Here is a 16,919-nt window from a genome sequence, read left to right as displayed (position 1 = left end):
CGCGGTGACAGAAGGCCCTTCCGCCCTCAGGCGGGAGGGCCTTTCGCGTTTCAGGGGCAGGCTTTGCGGCAAGATGCAGGTTCTTCCCGCTGGAGCCCCGGGCATGCGCGGTATCGATTTCAGTTCCTGGCAGGGCGTGCTCTCCACCCTGGCCGGCTTGGTCCTCATCACCCTGCTGGGCGTGGGCATCCGCCTGCTGGTGATGCAGACCCTGCAGCAGCGCCGCGAGCGCGAGAACCGGCAGATCAACGAACGCCTGCGCACGCTGATGGCGGCCTACAAGACCCTGGGTGGTTCGTTCACCGGTGAGCTGGGCGTGGACCCCACCCATCGCCGCGACCTGCGCCAGCGCGAAGCCGAGCAGGGCATCGCCGAGCCCGGCTCGGACCGTGCCCGGCGCATCCGCGATGCCGTGGAAGCGGCCCTGTCTGACATCCTGCTGCTGGGCACCGACGAACAGGTGCGTCTGGCGGCGCGCGCGGCCGAGGAACTGGCACAGGGCCGACCGGTGCACACCCACGAACTGGTGGTGTCGTTGCGTGACTTCGTGCGCGAAGCCCTCGACCTCGCACCCATCCCAAGCGATCTGCGCATTCCCCCGCAGGGGCCCACCCGGCCCGGTGGCAGCGGTGGTGGCAGCGGCAAGGCGCGCAACGACGGCGATGCCAAGGGCGGCCGCGGCGGCGGTGGTGGAGGGGGCATGGGCGGCGGCCTGGGCGGCCTGGGCCTGGGTGCCGGCGCCGCGCTGGGCGCCGGCCATGCGGCGGGCAGTGATGACACGGACGCGCGCTGAGCGCGCGCGCCCGGCCCAGGCCATCGGTACTCAGGCGGTCAGTTCGTAGATCGGAACAAAGCCGCCGTAGATCATCCGCGCACCGTCGAACGGCATCGGATTCTTCGCCGGATCCAGCCGCGGGTCTTCCATCATCTTCTGCATGCCGGCATCGCGGGTGGCCTTGTCCGGCCATTCGATCCACGAGAACACCACCGTCTCTTCCGGCGTGGCTTTCACCGCACCGAAGAAGTCGGTGGTCTTGCCGTGCGGTACATCATCGCCCCAGCACTCGACCACGCGCAGGGCACCGTATTCGATGAACACCACGTCGCCACTGCGCGCGTGGGCGAGGAATTTTTCCTTGTTGGCGGTAGGCACCGCCAGGACGAAACCATCGATGTAACTCATCGCTTGCCTCCGAGGTGGGCCGTGCCACATGCACGGCCTTCAATGACCCGACGAACCGGCGTGGGGGAAATCGACAACGGTGCAGTGAACACGCAGCGATCACGCCGGAGCTGCGTTCGCGACCGCGCGCGTATGCCTGAAAGTGCCTGAATCAAGGCAAAAAATTCAGTAATGCGAAGACCGCTGTTTTCAGGGAGCGTTGTGCCGGATAACGCAGAATTTACATTCCCGATGCGATGGCGCCCCGGCGCTGCTGCACAACATAAGAAAGCAAAGGTGTACCCCCATGAAGAATTCGCTGATTGCCCTGGCGCTGGCCGCTGCCCTGCCGTTCACTGCCTCGGCCGCCGAGAACCTGTCCTACAACTACGCTGAAGCCGATTACGCCAAGACCGACGTTGATGGCGTCAAGGCCGACGGTTGGGGCGTCAAGGGTTCCTACGGCTTCCTGCCGAACTTCCATGCCTTCGGTGAGTACAGCCGCCAGGAAATCGACAACACCAACCTGAAGGTTGACCAGTGGAAGGTCGGTGCCGGCTACAACGTTGAAATCGCACCGTCCAGCGACTTCGTTGCCCGCGTCGCATACCAGAAGTTCGACCCGAAGCACGGCCTGGATTTCAACGGCTACAGCGCTGAAGCCGGTATCCGCACCGCCTTCGGCCCGCACGCTGAAGTCTACGGCCTGGTGGGTTACGAAGATTATTCGAAGAAGCACGGCATCAACCCGGAAGGCCAGTGGTACGGCCGCCTGGGTGGCCAGGTCAAGCTGAACCAGAACTGGGGCCTGAATGGCGAACTGAAGATGAACCGCCACGGCGACAAGGAATACACCGTCGGCCCGCGCTTCAGCTGGTAATCGCCCCCGGCGCTGCGCGCGCTGGATGTGCATCGACAGGCCCGGCAATGCCGGGCCTGTTGCCTTCTGCGTTCTGACAAACCGGAATGGAAGGTGACCGGGCGGCGTCGCGCTTGCTGCCTTGCAATAAATTGGATTCCGCTGCCAAGGGCGCAGTCCCAGGATGATGCCCCTGTCCAACAGGGCCCGCTGCGATGCCGCCTGCGCTTCCTCCCCTGCTTCCCGATCGGCCGCGCCGGCTGGCGCTGCTGGACCCGCATCCAGTACTGCGGCTGGGCGTGGAAGTACTGCTGAGCCAGCACAGCGGTGTGGAGGTCTGTGCCAGCTATGCCGAGGAAACCCAGCTGCTGGCGCTGCTGCAGGGTGATCCACACGCCGTGGACATGCTGGTGATCGATGCCCTGCCGATGGGCGATCTCGGCGACGGGCTGGCCCTGCTGCGTGAACTGACGCGGCGCTGGCCGCGCCTGCCGGTGCTGGTGCTGTCTGCCCACTGCAACGCCAGCACGGTGGCGACGGCCATGCAGGCCGGCGCGCGTGGCTTCCTGTCCAAGGCAACCTCGCCGGAGATGCTGCTGCGCGCGCTGGAGGCAGTGTCCCGTGGTGGCCGGTTCGTGCCACCGGAGCTGCGCACCCAGCTCCACCGCTCGCGCACGCGACGCGTGCCAGCGCTGCAGCTGACGCCGCTCAGCCGGCGTGAACGCGAAGTACTGCGGCTGGTGCTGCAGGGCTGCAGCACGGGAGAGGTGGCGCGGCACTTCCAGCGCTCGGCCAGCACCATCAGCACGCAGAAGAAGGCCGCCTACCAGAAGCTGGGCATCCACAGCGATGGCGATCTGTTCCGCATCCGCCACCTGCTCGAATGCGGATGATGCAGGGGCTTACTCGCCCTGGTACTGCTTCTCTTCCACCAGCGCCGAGCCGGCCACGCGGTTGATCTCGTTCTTCACCACGATGCGCTCGCCATTGGTGCCGTACACGCCGCGCGCCAGCTGGATGAACGCATCATCGAACACCTGCGCTGCTTCCTTGTCGCGCAGCTGGTCCTGGATGTCCCACATGCGTTCGTTGATGGCCCTGAGCTGGGTGCGCAGCGCGGCCAGCGCCGGTTGCGCCTGCAGCTGCTGCTGCAGCAACGGCAGCAGGCCGTCCAGTTCGGTGCGCACGTTGGCCAGCTTGGCGGCATCGTCGATGCGCTCGGCCTTGATCTCGAGAATGGTGATCTTGTCGATCAGCTCGCCGATCGATACCGGGGTCAGGATGGCGTCCACGCAGGGCTCCTTTTAACAGGCCGCCATGATACCCCGGCAGCCGTCGAGGCCTGATCGCTTTACGTTCAATTTGCGCAAAGGCTGCCGCCGCGCCATCGATCCGTTACGGCCCGGCCGCCGACACTGCCGTCCCGGCGGCACGACCGCCTTCTACGAGGAACACCCCGCAGTGGACAGCAAGGGGATGAGCGCGGCCCTGGCCGCACTGGTGGCCGGCCTGCTCGGCATCGGCATCGGCAGCGCGCAGGCGCAGGCGCAGGTGCAGGCCAGCGGCAACATGGCGGTGACCAGCGATTACGTGTGGCGCGGCAGCTCGCAGACCGCAGACGACCCGGCGGTGCAGGCCGGAGCGAAACTGGCCCTGCCTTCGGGCCTGTATGCCAGCGTGTGGGGCTCGAACGTGTCGTTCACCCCGGACATCGGAGCGCGCAGTGAATTCGATCTGGTGGCCGGCTGGTCCGGCGCCGTTGCGCAGGACTGGAGCCTGGATGCCAACCTCACCCGCTACCTGTACCCCGGCACCGGCCGCGCGCTGGACTGGACCGAACTGGGCGCCACCCTCAGCTGGAAGCAGCGCGCGTGGCTGCAGCTGGCCCATTCCAGCGATGCGCTGGCCGGGGGCCACCGCGGCACCTATGCGCAGCTGGGCGGACGCCTGCCCTTGAACGAGCGGTTCCGCCTGGAAGCGGCGGTCGGCCACTACTGGCTCGCCGACGCCCAGGGCCCGGACTACCTGCATGGCCAGCTCAGCGCCATCGCCACCCTGGCACCGACCTGGGAACTGCGCGCCACCGTGCACGACACCGACAATGCCGCGCGCCGGCTGTTCCCCGGCAATGCCGGCGGGCGCTGGGAGCTGGCCCTGCAGGGCAGTTTCTAGTTGGCGATGGCCGCCTGGCGCGCACGCCACGCGCCGGGCAGCCACAGCAGCAGGGCCAGCACGGCCACCGTCGCGCCGGCCACGCACACGCCGGTCCAGCCGAAGTGCTGGTAGACCTGCGCCGACAGCAACGACCCCAGCGAGCCGCCGATGAAGTAGCCGGTCATGTAGCCGGCGTTGAGGCGGTTGCGTGCCTCCGGCTGCAGCGCATAGATCAGGTTCTGGTTGCTCACGTGCAGCAGCTGCGCGGCCAGGTCGAGCACCACCACGCCCACCAGCAGCGCCAGCAGCGAGTGCGCCGACAGGCCCAGCGGCAGCCACGACAGCAGCAGCATCACCAGCGCGATGGCGGTCGCGCGGCCGCTCTGTCCACGATCGGACATGCGCCCGGCCAACCCCGCCGCCAGCGTACCGGCGGCACCGACCAGTCCGAACAGACCGATGATGGCGTCGCTGTACTCGTACGGCGGCTGTGCCAGCAGGAAGGCCAGCGGCGTCCAGAAGATGGCGAACATGGCAAAGCTGCACGCGCCCAGCAGGGTGCGCTGGCGCAGCACGGGTTCCTGCACGAACAGGGTGCCGATCGAACGCAGCAGGGCGAAATAGCCCAGGCCGGCACTGTGGTGGAAGCGTGGCAGCCCGCGCTGCAGGGCCAGTGCGGTCAGCACCAGCGCGGCGGCGGCGATGGCATAGACCAGGCGCCAGTCGCCCAGGCTGGACAGCAGGCCAGCCACGGTGCGCGCCAGCAGGATACCCAGCAGCAGGCCGCTCATCAGCGTGCCGACCACCCGGCCCCGATGCTCCGGCGCGGCCAGGGTGGCAGCGAACGGCACCAGCACCTGCGCCACCACCGAGAACAGGCCGGTGATGGCCGTGCCCACCAGCAGCCAGGTCAGCGAGGGCGCGCAGGCACTGATGACCAGGCCGCTGGCCGAAAGCAGGCTCATCACCACGATCAGCCGGCGGCGTTCGAACAGGTCACCCAGCGGCACCAGCAGGATCAGGCCGGCGGCGTAGCTCAGCTGGGCAGCGGTCACCACCATCCCGATCTGGCCGAACGGCACGCCGAAGGCATCGGCGATGGTGTGCAGCAGCGGCTGCGCGTAGTAGTTGCTGGCCACCGCCACGCCGGTGGCGACCGACATGAGCAGCACCTGCCAGTGGTGCAGGGGAGGGAGGGAAGAACTCACGGGGCATTCCAGAACGTGGGGAGCACAGTGTCCTCCTGCTGCAGTGATGATGGAAATGAATCATCATCATCCCTGGCATCTGGAAAATAGATCGTCGAGTGAACCTCAAGCAGCTGGAATTCGCCGTGGCCCTGGCCGAAGAGGGCAACTTCACCCGCGCCGCTGCGCGCTGCCATGTGGTGCAGTCGGCGCTGAGCCACCAGATCGCGCATCTGGAAGCAGAACTGGGTACGTCGCTGTTCGAGCGTCTACCGCGCCAGGTGCGCATTACCCCGGCCGGCGAAGCGCTGCTGGTGCACGCACGGCAGGTACTGGCCAGCCTGCGCCACCTGCGTGCGGATGTGGCGGCGGTCACCGGCCAGGTGCGGGGCACCCTGGCGATCGGGCAGATCTCCTCGCTCACCGGCATCGACACGGTGGCCATCCTCGCCACCTTCCGCCAGGCCTATCCGCAGGTGGAATTCCAGCTGCGCGTGGACAAGAGTGAAACCCTCATCGCCCAGGTGCAGGCGCGTGAGCTGGATGTCGCACTGGTCGGGTTGGCGCCCTCGGCCAGCCTGGAGGGCGTCTGCCACCAGATGCTGCAGGAAGAGGAGCTGGTGGCGGTGCTGGCGCCAACCCATCGGTTGGCCGGGCGGGCGCGGTTGCCGCTGGCGGCGCTGCGCGACGAGGCGCTGGTGGATTTCCCGCGTGGTACCGGTGCGCGCCGGCAGACCGATGACGCCTTCGCTGCCGCTGGGCTGCCGCACCCGGTGCGTTTCGAGGTCAACCAGATGGAGCTGGTCGAGCGTTTCGTCCGCCACGGCCTGGCGGTGGGCATCGTGCCGGTGCTGATCGCCCAGGGATTTGCAGGTGCGGTGCAGATTCCGCTGCAGCCGACCCCGACCCGGCGCGTCCACCTGGCCTGGCAACGCCTGCCCACGCCGGCGGCGCGGGCCTTCGTCGATGCCGTGCTCAGCCGCGCAGGCGCAGGCTCAGGCCCTTGAGGAAGTTGCGCAGCATCTGGTCCAGGCAGCGCCGGTAGTTGGCGTGGCCGGGCTGGCGGAACAGTGCGCCGACCTCGGACTTGGACGCCTTGAAGCCGACACTGGCGAAAATCTCCATCAGGTCCACGTCGCGCAGCTGGAAGGCCACGCGCAGCTTCTTCAGCACCAGGTTGTTGTCGACGCGGGTTTCCACCGCGCGCTGCGGCTGGCTCTCGTCGCGACCGCGCAGGTGCACGATCAGGCCATCCAGGAAGTGCGCCAGCGCGGTGTCGCTCATCGCCTCGAAACCGGGCTCCTCATCGCGCCGCAGCCAGGCTTTCACCTGGTCGGTATCGACGGCGAACGCCGGGTCGGCCATCTGGCACAGGGTCACCACGTGGTGGTCGCCCAGGTCCAGCGCGTAGCGCACGCTGCGCAGTACATCGTTGTTGATCATGGCCCATTGTACCGGCCCGGCGTGTGTCACCGGACTGTCATCCCGCCGTAGCAAAGTGTGCGCACTTCCGCTGAGACTTCGCCGATGCGCTGGTTCCTTCTGTCCGCCCTGCTGGTCGCCAGCAGCTTTGCCGCCACCGCCCAGGATCGCTTCGTGCCGGTCGAACAGCGCCTCAACGCGGCCCAGCTGGCCGAAGTGGGGCTGAGCCCGGCACAGCTGCAGGCCCTGAACCGGGTGCTGCACGAGGCGGAAAGCGCAGCGCCGGCGGCACTGGCAGCCCATCCGGCACCCGCGGTGCCCGCAGCACCCTTGCCCGCCAATGTTCCGGCCCCGGCCGCCATGCACCTGGGCCTGGAAGAAGGCCCGGTCACGGCACGGGTGGTGGGCGATGTCGCCGGCTGGGAACCGGGCACCGTCTTCACCCTCGACAATGGCCAGCAGTGGCAGGTGATGAAGGGCCAGATGAAGCTGCGCACGACCCTGCAGGCGCCGCAGATCGAGGTGATTCCGGGCATCGCCGGGCGCTGGTTCCTGCAGGTTGACGAAGACCTGCCCAAGGCACGGGTGTTCCGCCTGCGCTGAACCCTGCCGGGGTCGGGATCCCTTTGCCAAAGGCAAAGGGCTCTGCCCCCTGGCCTGGCCATCGCGGCCTGATCGGGCAACGCAGGCACCGGCCGACGGTGCCAGAATGGGGGTCTGGTTCCCCACGGAGTTGTCTGCATGACCCGCACCGTCCTCATTACCGGCGCCACCTCCGGCTTCGGCGCCGCCGCCGTCCATCGCTTCGCCCAGGCCGGGTGGAAAGTGATCGCCACCGGCCGTCGTGGCGAACGCCTGCAGCCGCTGGTCGATCGCTATGGCAAGGACGTGGTGCATGCCGCCGTGTTCGACGTGCGCGACCCGGTGGCGATGGAAGCGGCACTGCTGGGGCTGCCGCCGGCCTTCGGAGATATCGACCTGCTGGTGAACAACGCCGGCCTGGCCCAGGGCACCGCGCCGGCGCAGAGCGCCAAGCTGTCGGACTGGACCACCATGATCGACACCAACGTGACCGCATTGGTGACCCTGACCCACCGCCTGTTGCCGCTGCTGGTCGAGCGCAAGGGCGCGATCATCAACATTTCCTCGGTGGCCGGCGTGTACCCGTACCCGGGCGGCAATGCCTATGGCGGTACCAAGGCCTTCGTCAGCCAGTTCTCGCTGGGCCTGCGCTCGGACCTGCACGGCACCGGCGTACGCGTGACCACCATTGAACCGGGCATGGCTGAAACCGAGTTCACCGTGGTCCGCACCCACGGCGACCAGGCCGCCTCGGACAAGCTCTACACCGGCGCCAACCCGATGACCGCCGAAGACATCGCCGAGCAGATCTTCTGGGTGGCCACCCTGCCGCCGCACCTGAACATCAACCGCCTCGAGCTGATGCCGGTCAGCCAGTCGTTTGCCGGCTTCCAGGTCGCCCGCGAAGGCTGACCGGGGTCTGCTCCCGCTCTTTGTAGAGTCGAGCCATGCTCGACTGCCTTGGCGAACAGCAGTCGAGCAAGCTCGACGCTACAGAAGCAGAAAAGCCGGGCATTGCCCGGCTTTTTCATTTACTGCGCCTTGATCGCCATCGCCTGCAGCCCGGTGCCATCCAGCTTCTGCTTGGCTTCGGACAATTCGCCGGCACTGCCATAGGGCCCCATGCGCACGCGGTACACGGTCTTGCCATTGATCTGCGCCGATTCCACCCGCGCGGCCAGACCCATCATCGCCAGCTTGGCCTTGGTGGCCTCGGCATCACCGGAGGCGCCGAAGGCCCCGGCCTGCAGGATGTAGCGCGTGTTGTCCGTCGTTGCCACCGGCGTTGCCGCCGTCGTGGCTTCTGCACGCGCGGCCGGCGGCGTTGCCGCCGTGCTGGCCGGTGCCGCCGTTGACGCCGACGGCGTGGCTGCCGCCGGGCGTTCGCTCAGCGGTGCCGGCAGCGGGCGCGCCGTGCTGGTGGCCGGGGCGGTGCTGGCCACGCTGGTGGTCGCCGCCGGTGCGGCAACCGCAGCCGCCGGAACCGGCTTGCCTTCCAGTGCGGCCTGGGCGCGCTGCGCCTCGGCCTTGGCCCGGCGCAGTTCCTCGGCACGCGTGCTGGCGGCCAGTTCAGCGTCGGACATTTCCACTTCCTTGCCTGGCAGCAGGGTGTAGAAGTCGTACTGGGTGGCCGCCGGCTTGGCCGGTTCCGCCGGCTTCGGCGTGGCCGGGGCTTCGGCCGGCTGGCTGCCGACATCGCTGTCGGCATCGGCAACCGGGGCCGGCTGCGCGTTCGGGTTCGGCTGCGGACCGGCGCGCAGGAAGCCATCGCCTTCGCCCTTGAACAGGTTCGGCGCCGCCAGGAACACCACTGCGGCAATGGCCACACCCGCGACCAGCCACACCCATCCGGGTGTGCCCTGGCTGCTGCTGTTGCGTCGTGCCTGGCTTTTGCCGCGTCGTGCTGCCATGTGTACTGCGTCTCCTGAGACTTACATTTTTTCCGGGGCGCTGACGCCCAGGAGGTCGAGGCCATTGGCCAGTACCTGGCGCGCGGCGCAGGCCAGGGTCAGCTTGGCATTGCGGTCGGTGGCATCGTCCACCAGCACCGGCGTCCCGTGATACCACGTGTGGAAGGCGTGCGCCAATTCACGCAGGTACTGCGCCACCAAGTGCGGTTCCAGCGCCACGCCAGCCGCTTCGACCACTTCCGGGTACCGCGAAATTTCGTTCATCAGCAGCAGCGAGGCGTCGTCGGCCAGGCGGCCGAGGTTGCCCAGGCCGTTGCCCTGGTCGTACACCAGGCCCTTCTCCTGCGCCTGGCGCAGCAGGCTGCAGACGCGGGCATGCGCGTACTGCACGTAGAACACCGGGTTGTCGTTGCTCTGCTGGCGGGCCAGGTCGATGTCGAAGGTCAGCTGCGAATCGGGCTTGCGCGCGATCAGGAACCAGCGGGTGGCATCGCGGCCGGCTTCCTCGATCAGGTCGCGCAGGGTGAAGTAGCTGCCGGCACGCTTGGACAGCTTCACTTCCTCGCCGCCGCGCATGACGGTGACCATCTGGTGCAGCACGTATTCCGGCCAGCCCTGCGGGATGCCCACTTCCATGGCCTGCAGGCCGGCGCGCACGCGGGCCAGCGAACCGTGGTGGTCGGCACCCAGCTCGGTGATCGCGCGCTCGTAGCCACGCTGCCACTTGGACAGGTGGTAGGCCACGTCCGGCACGAAGTAGGTGAAGGTGCCGTCGGACTTGCGCATCACGCGGTCCTTGTCGTCACCGAAGTCGGTGCTGCGCAGCCACAGCGCGCCGCCTTCCTCGTAGGTGTGGCCCGAGGCCTGCAGCTTGGCCACGGCCTCGGCGACCTTGCCATCGGCGTACAGCGAGCTTTCCAGGAAGTAGATGTCGAAGTCGACGCCGAACGCGGCCAGGTCCAGGTTCTGCTCGTTGCGCAGGTAGGCCACGGCGAAGCGACGGATCGCCGTCATGTCGTCCGGGTCCTTGGCGCCCACCACCATGGTCCCTTCCAGGTCCACGCTGGCGCCGGCCATGTAGGCACGGGCGACGTCGGCGATGTACTCACCGCGGTAGCCGCCTTCCGGCCAGCCTTCCTGGTCCGGGGCAATGCCCTTCAGGCGGGCCTGCACCGACACCGCCAGGTTCTCGATCTGCACGCCGGCGTCGTTGTAGTAGAACTCGCGCTTGGCGTTCCAGCCGTTGGCATCGAGCACGCGTGCCACGCAGTCGCCGATCGCCGCTGCGCGGCCGTGGCCGACATGCAGCGGACCGGTCGGGTTGGCCGACACGTACTCCACGCCCACCGTGCGGCCATTGCCGGACAGGTTGCGGCCGTAGTCGTGGGCTTCCTTGATGACCGAGGCGGCTTCGCGCTGGTACGCGGCCGGGGCCAGGTGGAAGTTGATGAAGCCAGGGCCGGCGATCTCGACCTTGCTGACGTCCTCGCTGCGCGGCAGCGCGTCGACCAGCGCCTGGGCCAGTGCGCGCGGGTTGCTGCGCGCGGCCTTGGCCAGCAGCATGGCGGCATTGGTGGCGAAGTCGCCGTGGTCGCGGGTCTTCGGGCGCTCGACCACGAAGTCCGGCGGCAGGGAGTCGGCGGGCAGGGTGCCATTGGCGCGCAAGGCTTCGATGCCTTGGCTGATCAGGGCGCGGAGGAGATTTTTCACGAGGCCTGCTGTGAGAATGAGCGGCGGAATCGCCCATTTTAGCGCAGATGCCGGCGCGTACGCTGACCGGGGCCTGCCCATGTGAATGCCCGCGCCCTCCGGCAGCCGGGCGTCGCGGGCGACGGTCTCAGCCGAACAGGCGCGGTTGCACCTGCGGAAGCAGGCCCCGTTCAGCAAATGAAACAGGCCGCCCCTCTCCGATCACGAAGTGGTCCAGCAGGCGGATGTCGACCAGGGCCAGGGCCTGCTGCAGTTCTTCGGTGATCCGCGCATCGGCCCCGGAAGGCTCCGGGTCGCCCGAAGGGTGGTTGTGGCTGAGGATGACCGCCGCCGCGTTGTGCAGCAGGGCCCGCCGCACCACCTCGCGGGGGTAGACCGGGGCGGTGTTGATGGTGCCGGCGAACAGCTCCTCGCAGGCGATCAGGCGGTGCCGGTTGTCCAGGAACAGCACCAGGAACAGTTCGCGGGCCTGGCCGCGCAGCCGGTGCTGCAGGTAGCGGCCGACTGCCTGCGGGTTGTCGCCCACGCTTTCGCCGTGGGTCAGTTCTGCGGCCAGGTAGCGGTGGGCCAGCTCCAGGCCGGCGGCCAGCGTGCAGCTGCGCGCCGGCCCCAACCCGGGCAGGCGGGCCAGTCTGGCGGCCGGGCGGTCCAGCAGCACGCGCAGGGGCCCATGCTCGTTCAGCAGGTCGCGCGCGGTCTGCACTGCATCGCGGCCACCGAAGCCGGAGCCCAGGAACAGGGCCAGCAGTTCGGCATCGGACAGGGCGGTGGGCCCGCGCGCCAGCAGCTTCTCGCGGGGGCGTTCCTCGGGGGGCCAGTCGTGGATGGGCATGGCCGCATGGTCGCCGCCCGCGCGCATGGCAGCCATCGGCGTTTGCCGCCCCCTATGGTCAGTGGATGCCTCAGCCGCGCTGGAGCTGCAGGTAGTCGTGGAGTTCCAGGTTGTTGTCCAGCCCCAGCTTGCGCATGGCCTCGGCCTTCTGCCGGCTGATGGTTTTGGCGCTGCGCCCGCAGTGCTCGGCAATGGCATTCACGCTCAGGCCCTCGCCGAGCAGCTGTACCACCTGCTGTTCACGTGCCGACAGCGGGGCCTGTGGGCGCGGGAACATCAGGTCGCGTGACTGCAGCAGGCAGCGCAGCTGCTGGGATACGAACACCTTGCCGGCCATGGCCGCATGCAGGGCCTGTGGCAGCTCGCCGAAATCGGCGCTCTTGTCCACCAGCCCATGCAGGCCATCGCGCAGCAGGCCATCCAGCAGCCCCGGGTGGCGCGCGCCGGTCAACACCACCACCGGCAGCGCGGGATACCGCCGCCGCAGCGTATCCAGCAGGTCGGCGCCATCGGGTCCGGAGCCGGGCATGGACAGGTCGGTCAGCACCGCGTGGCAGGGCTGCCGGGCAACCAGATCCAGCAGCCCGGCACCATCGGCGGCGGCGCCGGCTACGGACATGCGGTGGCGTTCGAGCACGATGCGGATGCCGTGCAGTACGACCGGATGGTCGTCGGCGATGATGATGCGCGGATGCACGGCGGACTCCTCGGAAAACCAGATGGCGCACCCGATGGGGCCTGCAGTGATTCTGCTGAAGCAGTCGTTGGCAGAGGTATAGGAAAGTTCCGAATCCGGAGGAGGGCAATCCGGAAAACGTTGTAGCCGTAGCTCCATCTGTTGATAGCTGCGCGCTATGTGCGCTGTGTACCAGGACGTTACCGGCCATCGGGTAAGCTAGCGCCCTCGTTTGCACAGGATTTCCAGGTGGCTGATTCCCCCAACGCCCTCCCCGCGCCGGCCCGCGCGCTGGAAGGCCAGAAACTGCTGTTGTGCGTCGGCGGCGGAATCGCGGCCTACAAGGCACTGGAACTGGTACGCCGCCTGCGTGATGCCGGGGCCCTGGTACAGGTGGCGATGACCGCCGGTGCCCAGCAGTTCGTCACCCCCCTCAGCTTCCAGGCCTTGTCCGGCCAGCCCACCCGCACCACCCTCTGGGACAGTGCTGCTGAACAGGCCATGGGCCACATCGAACTGGCGCGCTGGGCCGACCGCATCGTCGTCGCGCCGGGCACCGCGGATCTGCTGGCGCGCCTGGCCCAGGGCCATGCCGATGACCTGGTCAGCACCTTGTGCCTGGCCAGCACCGCGCCGCTTACCGTGTGCCCGGCGATGAACCATCGCATGTGGCTGCACCCGGCCACCCAGGCCAACATCGCCCTGCTGCGCCAGCGTGGCGCGCAGGTCATCGGCCCGGTCGACGGGCCGCTGGCCGAGGGCGAGTCGGGCCCCGGCCGGCTGGCCGAGCCGGGTGACATCGTCGCCGCGCTGGCCAGCGTGGGCGGCCCGGTTGCCGCGGCAGCGGCCGTCGCACCGGAAACCCGGGCGCTGCAGGGCCTGCGCCTGCTGATCAGCGCCGGCCCGACCTATGAAGACATCGATCCGGTGCGCTACGTGGGCAACCGCAGCAGCGGCAAGATGGGCTTTGCCCTCGCCGGTGCCGCCGCGGCCCTGGGCGCGCAGGTGGTGCTGGTCAGCGGCCCGGTGCAGCTGCCGACGCCGCCGGGCGTGCAGCGGGTGGACGTGCGCTCGGCCGCGCAGATGCGCGATGCCGTCCTCAAGGCGCTGCCGGCAGACATCTACATCGGTGCGGCCGCCGTCTCCGATTACACCCCGCGCCAGGTGGCCGCGCAGAAACTGAAGAAGACCGCCGACAGCCAGTCGATGGTGATCGAGCTGGTGCGTACGCCGGACATCCTCGCCGAGGTCGCGGCACAGACGCAGTCGCTGAAGCTGGTGGTCGGCTTTGCCGCCGAAACCCACGACGTGGAGAAATACGCACGTGGCAAGCTGATCGACAAGCGCCTGGATCTGGTCATCGCCAACCAGGTGGGCATCAGCGGCGGCGGTTTTGAAAGTGACAACAACGCGGCCACCGCCTTCTGGCAGGATGGCGAACAGGTCTTCCCGGGCACTTCCAAGCGCGAGCTGGCCGAACAACTGCTGGCGCTGATCGCGCGGAGGCTTCAGGCATGACCCAGGCACCATTCCCTTCGCTGGCTCCTTTGCAGCCCCTGCAGGTCAAGCTGCTTGACCCACGCTTCGGTGACAGCTGGCCGCTGCCGGCATACGCCACCGAAGCCAGCGCCGGCATGGACCTGCGCGCGGCGCTGGAAACCGCGCTGACCCTGCAGCCCGGCGATACCGCGCTGGTTCCCAGCGGCCTGGCCATCCATATCGCCGACCCGAACCTGTGCGCGGTGATCCTGCCGCGCTCGGGCCTGGGCCATCGCCATGGCATCGTGCTGGGCAACGGCACCGGCCTGATCGATGCCGATTACCAGGGGCCGCTGCTGATCAGCGTCTGGAACCGCGGCCGCGAAGCCTTCACCATCGAGCCGGGCGACCGCATCGCCCAGCTGGTTATCGTCCCGATTGCCCGCGTCAGCCTGCAGGTGGTGGATACTTTCACCGACAGCGTGCGGGGAACGGGTGGATTCGGCCATACCGGAGTGCGTTGACGGGGGATACTGATGAGCGGCAGCGGGGAAGGACGGCAGAAGCAGTCATTGGGGCGCAGCGCGCCGTTGCTGGGCGTGGCGCTGTTGCTGCTGGCCGGCTGGTTTGGCTGGAGCGCGGTGGAGCAGTGGCGGCAGCAGGCCAGCGGTGATTCGCTGGCGCAGGCCCGCGACGAAGCAGTGCAGGGCGTGCAGAAGGCTGCATCCGGCCAGCTGCAGCAGCTGCAGCAACACCTCAAGGGTGACCGCGTGCAGCAGGCGCTGCAGGCCGGTGATGCTGCCGCCGCCGCACAGGCCCTGCGCGAAAGCTGGTCCGGTGTCGAGCAGGTGGACGTGCTCACTGCCGGGCTGGGCGAGGCCTATGCCGATGCTGCCACCTTCGGCTATGCCCGGCTGGCGCTGCTGGAAACAGTGCTTACCCAGAACAAGCCGGGGCTGCGCGTGGTCCGCGATGGCGGTGGCAACCGCCTCGGCCTTGCCGCGCCGGTACAGCTGGGCGCGCTGGGCCCGGCGGTCGTCTATGTGCGGCAGCCGCTGCTGCGCCTGACCGGCCCGCTGGACCAGGTGCGCGCGCCGTCCAGCGGATTCCTGTCCCTGCGCCAGGGCTCACATGACATCGTCGCCCAGGGTGACAGCCGCCTGGCCGACAGCGCCGAGGCGATGGCACGCCCGGTAAAGGGCACCCCGCTGCGGCTGACCGCCAGCGCACCGAACATCGAACCGGGTCCGCTGGGCCTGAGTGCCCTGCCCAGTGCGATCGTGGCGCTGCTGCTGGCCTTCATCGCCGTGCTGCTGGTGGTCGGGCGCGAGCGACTGCCGAAATCGCTGCCACTGCCCAGCCGCCGCGGTGCCGCCGCCGATGCCGATCAGGGGCCCACGCTGCGCGAAAGCCTGCAGATGGCTGCGCCGGTACTGCCTGCCGCCGATCCTGCCGACGCTGAAGCCGATGCAGCATCGGCCGTGCCGTCGCCGCCGCCGGTGGATGTGCCAGCCGGCATCTTCCGTGCCTACGACATCCGCGGCGTGGTCGGCAGCGAATTGAACGCGCGCACTGCCGCGCTGATCGGCCAGGCCATCGGCACCGTTGCCCTCGAACAGGGGCTGCGCGAGGTGGTGATCGGCCGCGATGGCCGCCTGTCCGGTCCGGAACTGTCGGCCAGCCTGGCCGAGGGCCTGCGCCGCGCCGGCTGCTCGGTCATTGACATCGGGCTGGCGCCGACCCCGCTGGTGTACTTCGCCGCCTTCCACCTGCGCACCGGCACCTGCGTGGCGGTGACCGGCAGCCACAATCCGCCCGAGTACAACGGCTTCAAGGTGGTCATCGGTGGCGAAACGCTGTCGGGCGACGCGATCACCGATCTGCACCAGCGCATCAGCCAGGGCCGGCTGGCCCAGGCCACCGAGCCGGGTGACTACCAGCAGCGCGAGGTCGCGGCCGATTACATCCAGCGCATTGCCGACGATGTGCAGCTGGACCGCCCGTTGAAGGTGGTGGCCGACGCCGGCAACGGCGTGGCCGGTGCGTTCGCCCCGCAGCTGCTGGAAGCCATCGGCGCCGAGGTCATCCCGCTGTACTGCGATGTCGACGGCACCTTCCCCAACCATCACCCCGACCCCAGCGAACCGGCCAACCTCGAAGACCTGGTGCAGACGGTCAAGCGCTTCGGCGCCGACCTTGGCGTGGCCTTCGACGGCGATGGCGACCGCCTGGGCGTGGTCACCGGCGAAGGGAAGATCATCTACGCCGACCGCCTGCTGATGCTGTTCGCCGCCGACGTGCTGATGCGCAACCCCGGCGCGATGGTGATCTACGACGTGAAGTGCACCGGCAAGCTCTCCGACCACGTGCTGCGCAACGGCGGCAGCCCGCTGATGTGGAAGACCGGGCATTCGCTGATGAAGGCGAAGATGCGCGAGACCGATGCCGAGCTGGCTGGTGAGATGAGCGGCCACTTCTTCTTCAAGGAGCGCTGGTTCGGTTTCGACGACGGCCTGTACGCCGCTGCGCGCCTGCTGGAAATCCTCGCCCAGCGCGAGGAAACCCCGCATGAAGTGATGGAGGAACTCCCGGACATGGTGTCCACGCCGGAACTGAAGGTGCCGGTGGCGGCGGGCACGCCGCATGCGCTGGTGGCGATGCTGGTGGAGGCGGCGCAGTCGCCGGACAACCCGTACGTGGGCGGCCGCCTGTCGACCATCGATGGCCTGCGCGTGGACTTCCCCGATGGCTGGGGCCTGGTGCGCGCGTCCAACACCACCCCGGTGCTGGTGCTGCGCTTCGAGGGGAACGACGAGGCCGCGCTGGAACGCATCCAGGCGATCTTCCGCAGCCAGTTGCAGGGCGTGCTGGGCGACGCCGCACTGGGCTTCTGAACCTTTGTGCCGGCCAGCGGCCGGCACTACCAGGCCGTTGCTGGGTGCCGAC

The 16,919-nt window shown here is 68.6% G+C and carries 18 protein-coding genes; 10 read left to right on the top strand and 8 right to left on the bottom strand.

Annotation, left to right across the window (positions count from 1 at the left end):
• The first annotated feature begins 103 nt into the window (after nt 1-103).
• A complete protein-coding gene (locus tag VER16_RS04290) occupies nt 104-793 on the top strand; it encodes a hypothetical protein (RefSeq protein WP_324805649.1) in 690 nt (229 codons plus the stop codon).
• Nucleotides 794-823: 30 nt separating this feature from the next.
• Here VER16_RS04290 and VER16_RS04285 read toward each other — a convergent pair whose 3' ends face one another.
• Nucleotides 824-1,183 carry a DUF1428 domain-containing protein gene (locus VER16_RS04285; protein ID WP_324805647.1) on the bottom strand — a complete coding sequence of 120 codons (360 nt, stop codon included), beginning with the start codon at nt 1,181-1,183 and terminating at the stop codon, nt 824-826.
• A gap of 286 nt (nt 1,184-1,469) precedes the next feature.
• Between VER16_RS04285 and VER16_RS04280 the strand changes: the two genes are divergently transcribed.
• Together VER16_RS04280 and VER16_RS04275 are read left to right on the top strand one after the other, a co-directional pair.
• Complete coding sequence (locus VER16_RS04280) at nt 1,470-2,042, top strand: Ax21 family protein (protein ID WP_324805645.1); 573 nt, start codon at nt 1,470-1,472, stop codon at nt 2,040-2,042.
• A 194-nt stretch (nt 2,043-2,236) separates the two neighbouring features.
• On the top strand, nt 2,237-2,914 hold the full coding sequence (locus tag VER16_RS04275; RefSeq protein WP_324805643.1) for a response regulator transcription factor: 678 nt from the start codon (nt 2,237-2,239) through the stop codon (nt 2,912-2,914).
• Nucleotides 2,915-2,923: 9 nt separating this feature from the next.
• Here the strand turns inward: VER16_RS04275 and VER16_RS04270 are convergent, their stop codons facing one another.
• Nucleotides 2,924-3,313, bottom strand: coding sequence for a DUF6165 family protein (locus VER16_RS04270; RefSeq protein ID WP_324805641.1), 390 nt, complete (start codon nt 3,311-3,313; stop codon nt 2,924-2,926).
• A gap of 184 nt (nt 3,314-3,497) precedes the next feature.
• On the opposite strand from VER16_RS04270, the gene VER16_RS04265 reads away from it, so the two are divergent.
• Nucleotides 3,498-4,193, top strand: a complete 696-nt coding sequence (locus VER16_RS04265) for a TorF family putative porin (RefSeq protein WP_414716019.1) — start codon at nt 3,498-3,500, stop codon at nt 4,191-4,193.
• Here VER16_RS04265 and VER16_RS04260 read toward each other — a convergent pair.
• Entirely contained in the window at nt 4,190-5,338 is a 1,149-nt protein-coding gene (locus VER16_RS04260; RefSeq protein ID WP_331681809.1) for an MFS transporter, read from the bottom strand. The genes VER16_RS04265 and VER16_RS04260 overlap by 4 nt on opposite strands.
• Nucleotides 5,339-5,481: 143 nt before the next feature.
• Here VER16_RS04260 and VER16_RS04255 point away from each other — a divergent pair, with 143 nt between their 5' ends.
• Nucleotides 5,482-6,369 carry a LysR family transcriptional regulator gene (locus tag VER16_RS04255; RefSeq protein ID WP_324805636.1) on the top strand — a complete coding sequence of 296 codons (888 nt, stop codon included), beginning with the start codon at nt 5,482-5,484 and terminating at the stop codon, nt 6,367-6,369.
• On the opposite strand, the gene VER16_RS04250 is transcribed toward VER16_RS04255, so the two are convergent.
• The gene (locus tag VER16_RS04250; RefSeq protein ID WP_324805634.1) at nt 6,338-6,805 is read right to left on the bottom strand and encodes a DUF1456 family protein; all 468 of its coding nucleotides are present in this window, start codon (nt 6,803-6,805) and stop codon (nt 6,338-6,340) included. The two genes, VER16_RS04255 and VER16_RS04250, sit on opposite strands and share 32 nt — an antisense overlap.
• An 84-nt stretch (nt 6,806-6,889) precedes the next feature.
• On the opposite strand from VER16_RS04250, the gene VER16_RS04245 reads away from it, so the two are divergent.
• The gene (locus VER16_RS04245; protein ID WP_324805632.1) at nt 6,890-7,387 is read left to right on the top strand and encodes a hypothetical protein; all 498 of its coding nucleotides are present in this window, start codon (nt 6,890-6,892) and stop codon (nt 7,385-7,387) included.
• A gap of 138 nt (nt 7,388-7,525) precedes the next feature.
• On the top strand, nt 7,526-8,278 hold the full coding sequence (locus VER16_RS04240) for an SDR family NAD(P)-dependent oxidoreductase (RefSeq protein WP_324805630.1): 753 nt from the start codon (nt 7,526-7,528) through the stop codon (nt 8,276-8,278).
• A gap of 119 nt (nt 8,279-8,397) precedes the next feature.
• Here VER16_RS04240 and VER16_RS04235 read toward each other — a convergent pair whose 3' ends face one another.
• From VER16_RS04235 to VER16_RS04220, 4 genes are all read right to left on the bottom strand, one after another.
• Entirely contained in the window at nt 8,398-9,276 is an 879-nt protein-coding gene (locus VER16_RS04235) for an SPOR domain-containing protein (protein WP_324805628.1), read from the bottom strand.
• Between the two features lie 21 nt (nt 9,277-9,297).
• On the bottom strand, nt 9,298-10,986 hold the full coding sequence (argS, locus tag VER16_RS04230; protein WP_324805626.1) for an arginine--tRNA ligase: 1,689 nt from the start codon (nt 10,984-10,986) through the stop codon (nt 9,298-9,300).
• Nucleotides 10,987-11,113: 127 nt separating this feature from the next.
• Nucleotides 11,114-11,818 (bottom strand): RadC family protein, encoded by a 705-nt coding sequence (gene radC, locus VER16_RS04225; RefSeq protein WP_324806271.1) that lies wholly within the window; start codon nt 11,816-11,818, stop codon nt 11,114-11,116.
• 70 nt (nt 11,819-11,888) lie between these two features.
• Nucleotides 11,889-12,515, bottom strand: coding sequence for a response regulator transcription factor (locus VER16_RS04220; protein WP_324805623.1), 627 nt, complete (start codon nt 12,513-12,515; stop codon nt 11,889-11,891).
• A gap of 228 nt (nt 12,516-12,743) precedes the next feature.
• Between VER16_RS04220 and coaBC the strand changes: the two genes are divergently transcribed.
• From coaBC to VER16_RS04205, 3 genes are read left to right on the top strand one after another with little or no spacing between them, the layout of a single operon-like run.
• Nucleotides 12,744-14,012, top strand: a complete 1,269-nt coding sequence (gene coaBC / locus VER16_RS04215; protein WP_324805621.1) for a bifunctional phosphopantothenoylcysteine decarboxylase/phosphopantothenate--cysteine ligase CoaBC — start codon at nt 12,744-12,746, stop codon at nt 14,010-14,012.
• The gene (dut, locus tag VER16_RS04210) at nt 14,009-14,497 is read left to right on the top strand and encodes a dUTP diphosphatase (RefSeq protein ID WP_324805619.1); all 489 of its coding nucleotides are present in this window, start codon (nt 14,009-14,011) and stop codon (nt 14,495-14,497) included. Before coaBC ends, dut begins: the two co-directional genes overlap by 4 nt.
• Nucleotides 14,498-14,509: 12 nt before the next feature.
• A complete protein-coding gene (locus VER16_RS04205) occupies nt 14,510-16,867 on the top strand; it encodes a phosphomannomutase/phosphoglucomutase (RefSeq protein WP_324805617.1) in 2,358 nt (785 codons plus the stop codon).
• Nucleotides 16,868-16,919 lie beyond the last annotated feature (52 nt).

Origin of the sequence: Stenotrophomonas sp., assembly GCF_035634915.1 — a bacterium.
Lineage (GTDB): Bacteria > Pseudomonadota > Gammaproteobacteria > Xanthomonadales > Xanthomonadaceae > Stenotrophomonas.
The sequence above is the reverse complement of the archived record's forward strand: the minus strand, read 5'-3'. Positions and strand labels throughout refer to the sequence as shown.

Coding starts and splice junctions, on each gene's coding strand:
- VER16_RS04290 (WP_324805649.1), top strand. CDS start 104: ATGCGCGGTATCGATTTCAGTTCCTGGCAGGGCGTGCTCTCCACCCTG.
- VER16_RS04285 (WP_324805647.1), bottom strand. CDS start 1,183: ATGAGTTACATCGATGGTTTCGTCCTGGCGGTGCCTACCGCCAACAAG.
- VER16_RS04280 (WP_324805645.1), top strand. CDS start 1,470: ATGAAGAATTCGCTGATTGCCCTGGCGCTGGCCGCTGCCCTGCCGTTC.
- VER16_RS04275 (WP_324805643.1), top strand. CDS start 2,237: ATGCCGCCTGCGCTTCCTCCCCTGCTTCCCGATCGGCCGCGCCGGCTG.
- VER16_RS04265 (WP_414716019.1), top strand. CDS start 3,498: ATGAGCGCGGCCCTGGCCGCACTGGTGGCCGGCCTGCTCGGCATCGGC.
- VER16_RS04260 (WP_331681809.1), bottom strand. CDS start 5,338: ATGTCGGTCGCCACCGGCGTGGCGGTGGCCAGCAACTACTACGCGCAG.
- VER16_RS04250 (WP_324805634.1), bottom strand. CDS start 6,805: ATGATCAACAACGATGTACTGCGCAGCGTGCGCTACGCGCTGGACCTG.
- VER16_RS04245 (WP_324805632.1), top strand. CDS start 6,890: ATGCGCTGGTTCCTTCTGTCCGCCCTGCTGGTCGCCAGCAGCTTTGCC.
- VER16_RS04240 (WP_324805630.1), top strand. CDS start 7,526: ATGACCCGCACCGTCCTCATTACCGGCGCCACCTCCGGCTTCGGCGCC.
- VER16_RS04235 (WP_324805628.1), bottom strand. CDS start 9,276: ATGGCAGCACGACGCGGCAAAAGCCAGGCACGACGCAACAGCAGCAGC.
- radC (WP_324806271.1), bottom strand. CDS start 11,818: ATGCCCATCCACGACTGGCCCCCCGAGGAACGCCCCCGCGAGAAGCTG.
- dut (WP_324805619.1), top strand. CDS start 14,009: ATGACCCAGGCACCATTCCCTTCGCTGGCTCCTTTGCAGCCCCTGCAG.
- VER16_RS04205 (WP_324805617.1), top strand. CDS start 14,510: ATGAGCGGCAGCGGGGAAGGACGGCAGAAGCAGTCATTGGGGCGCAGC.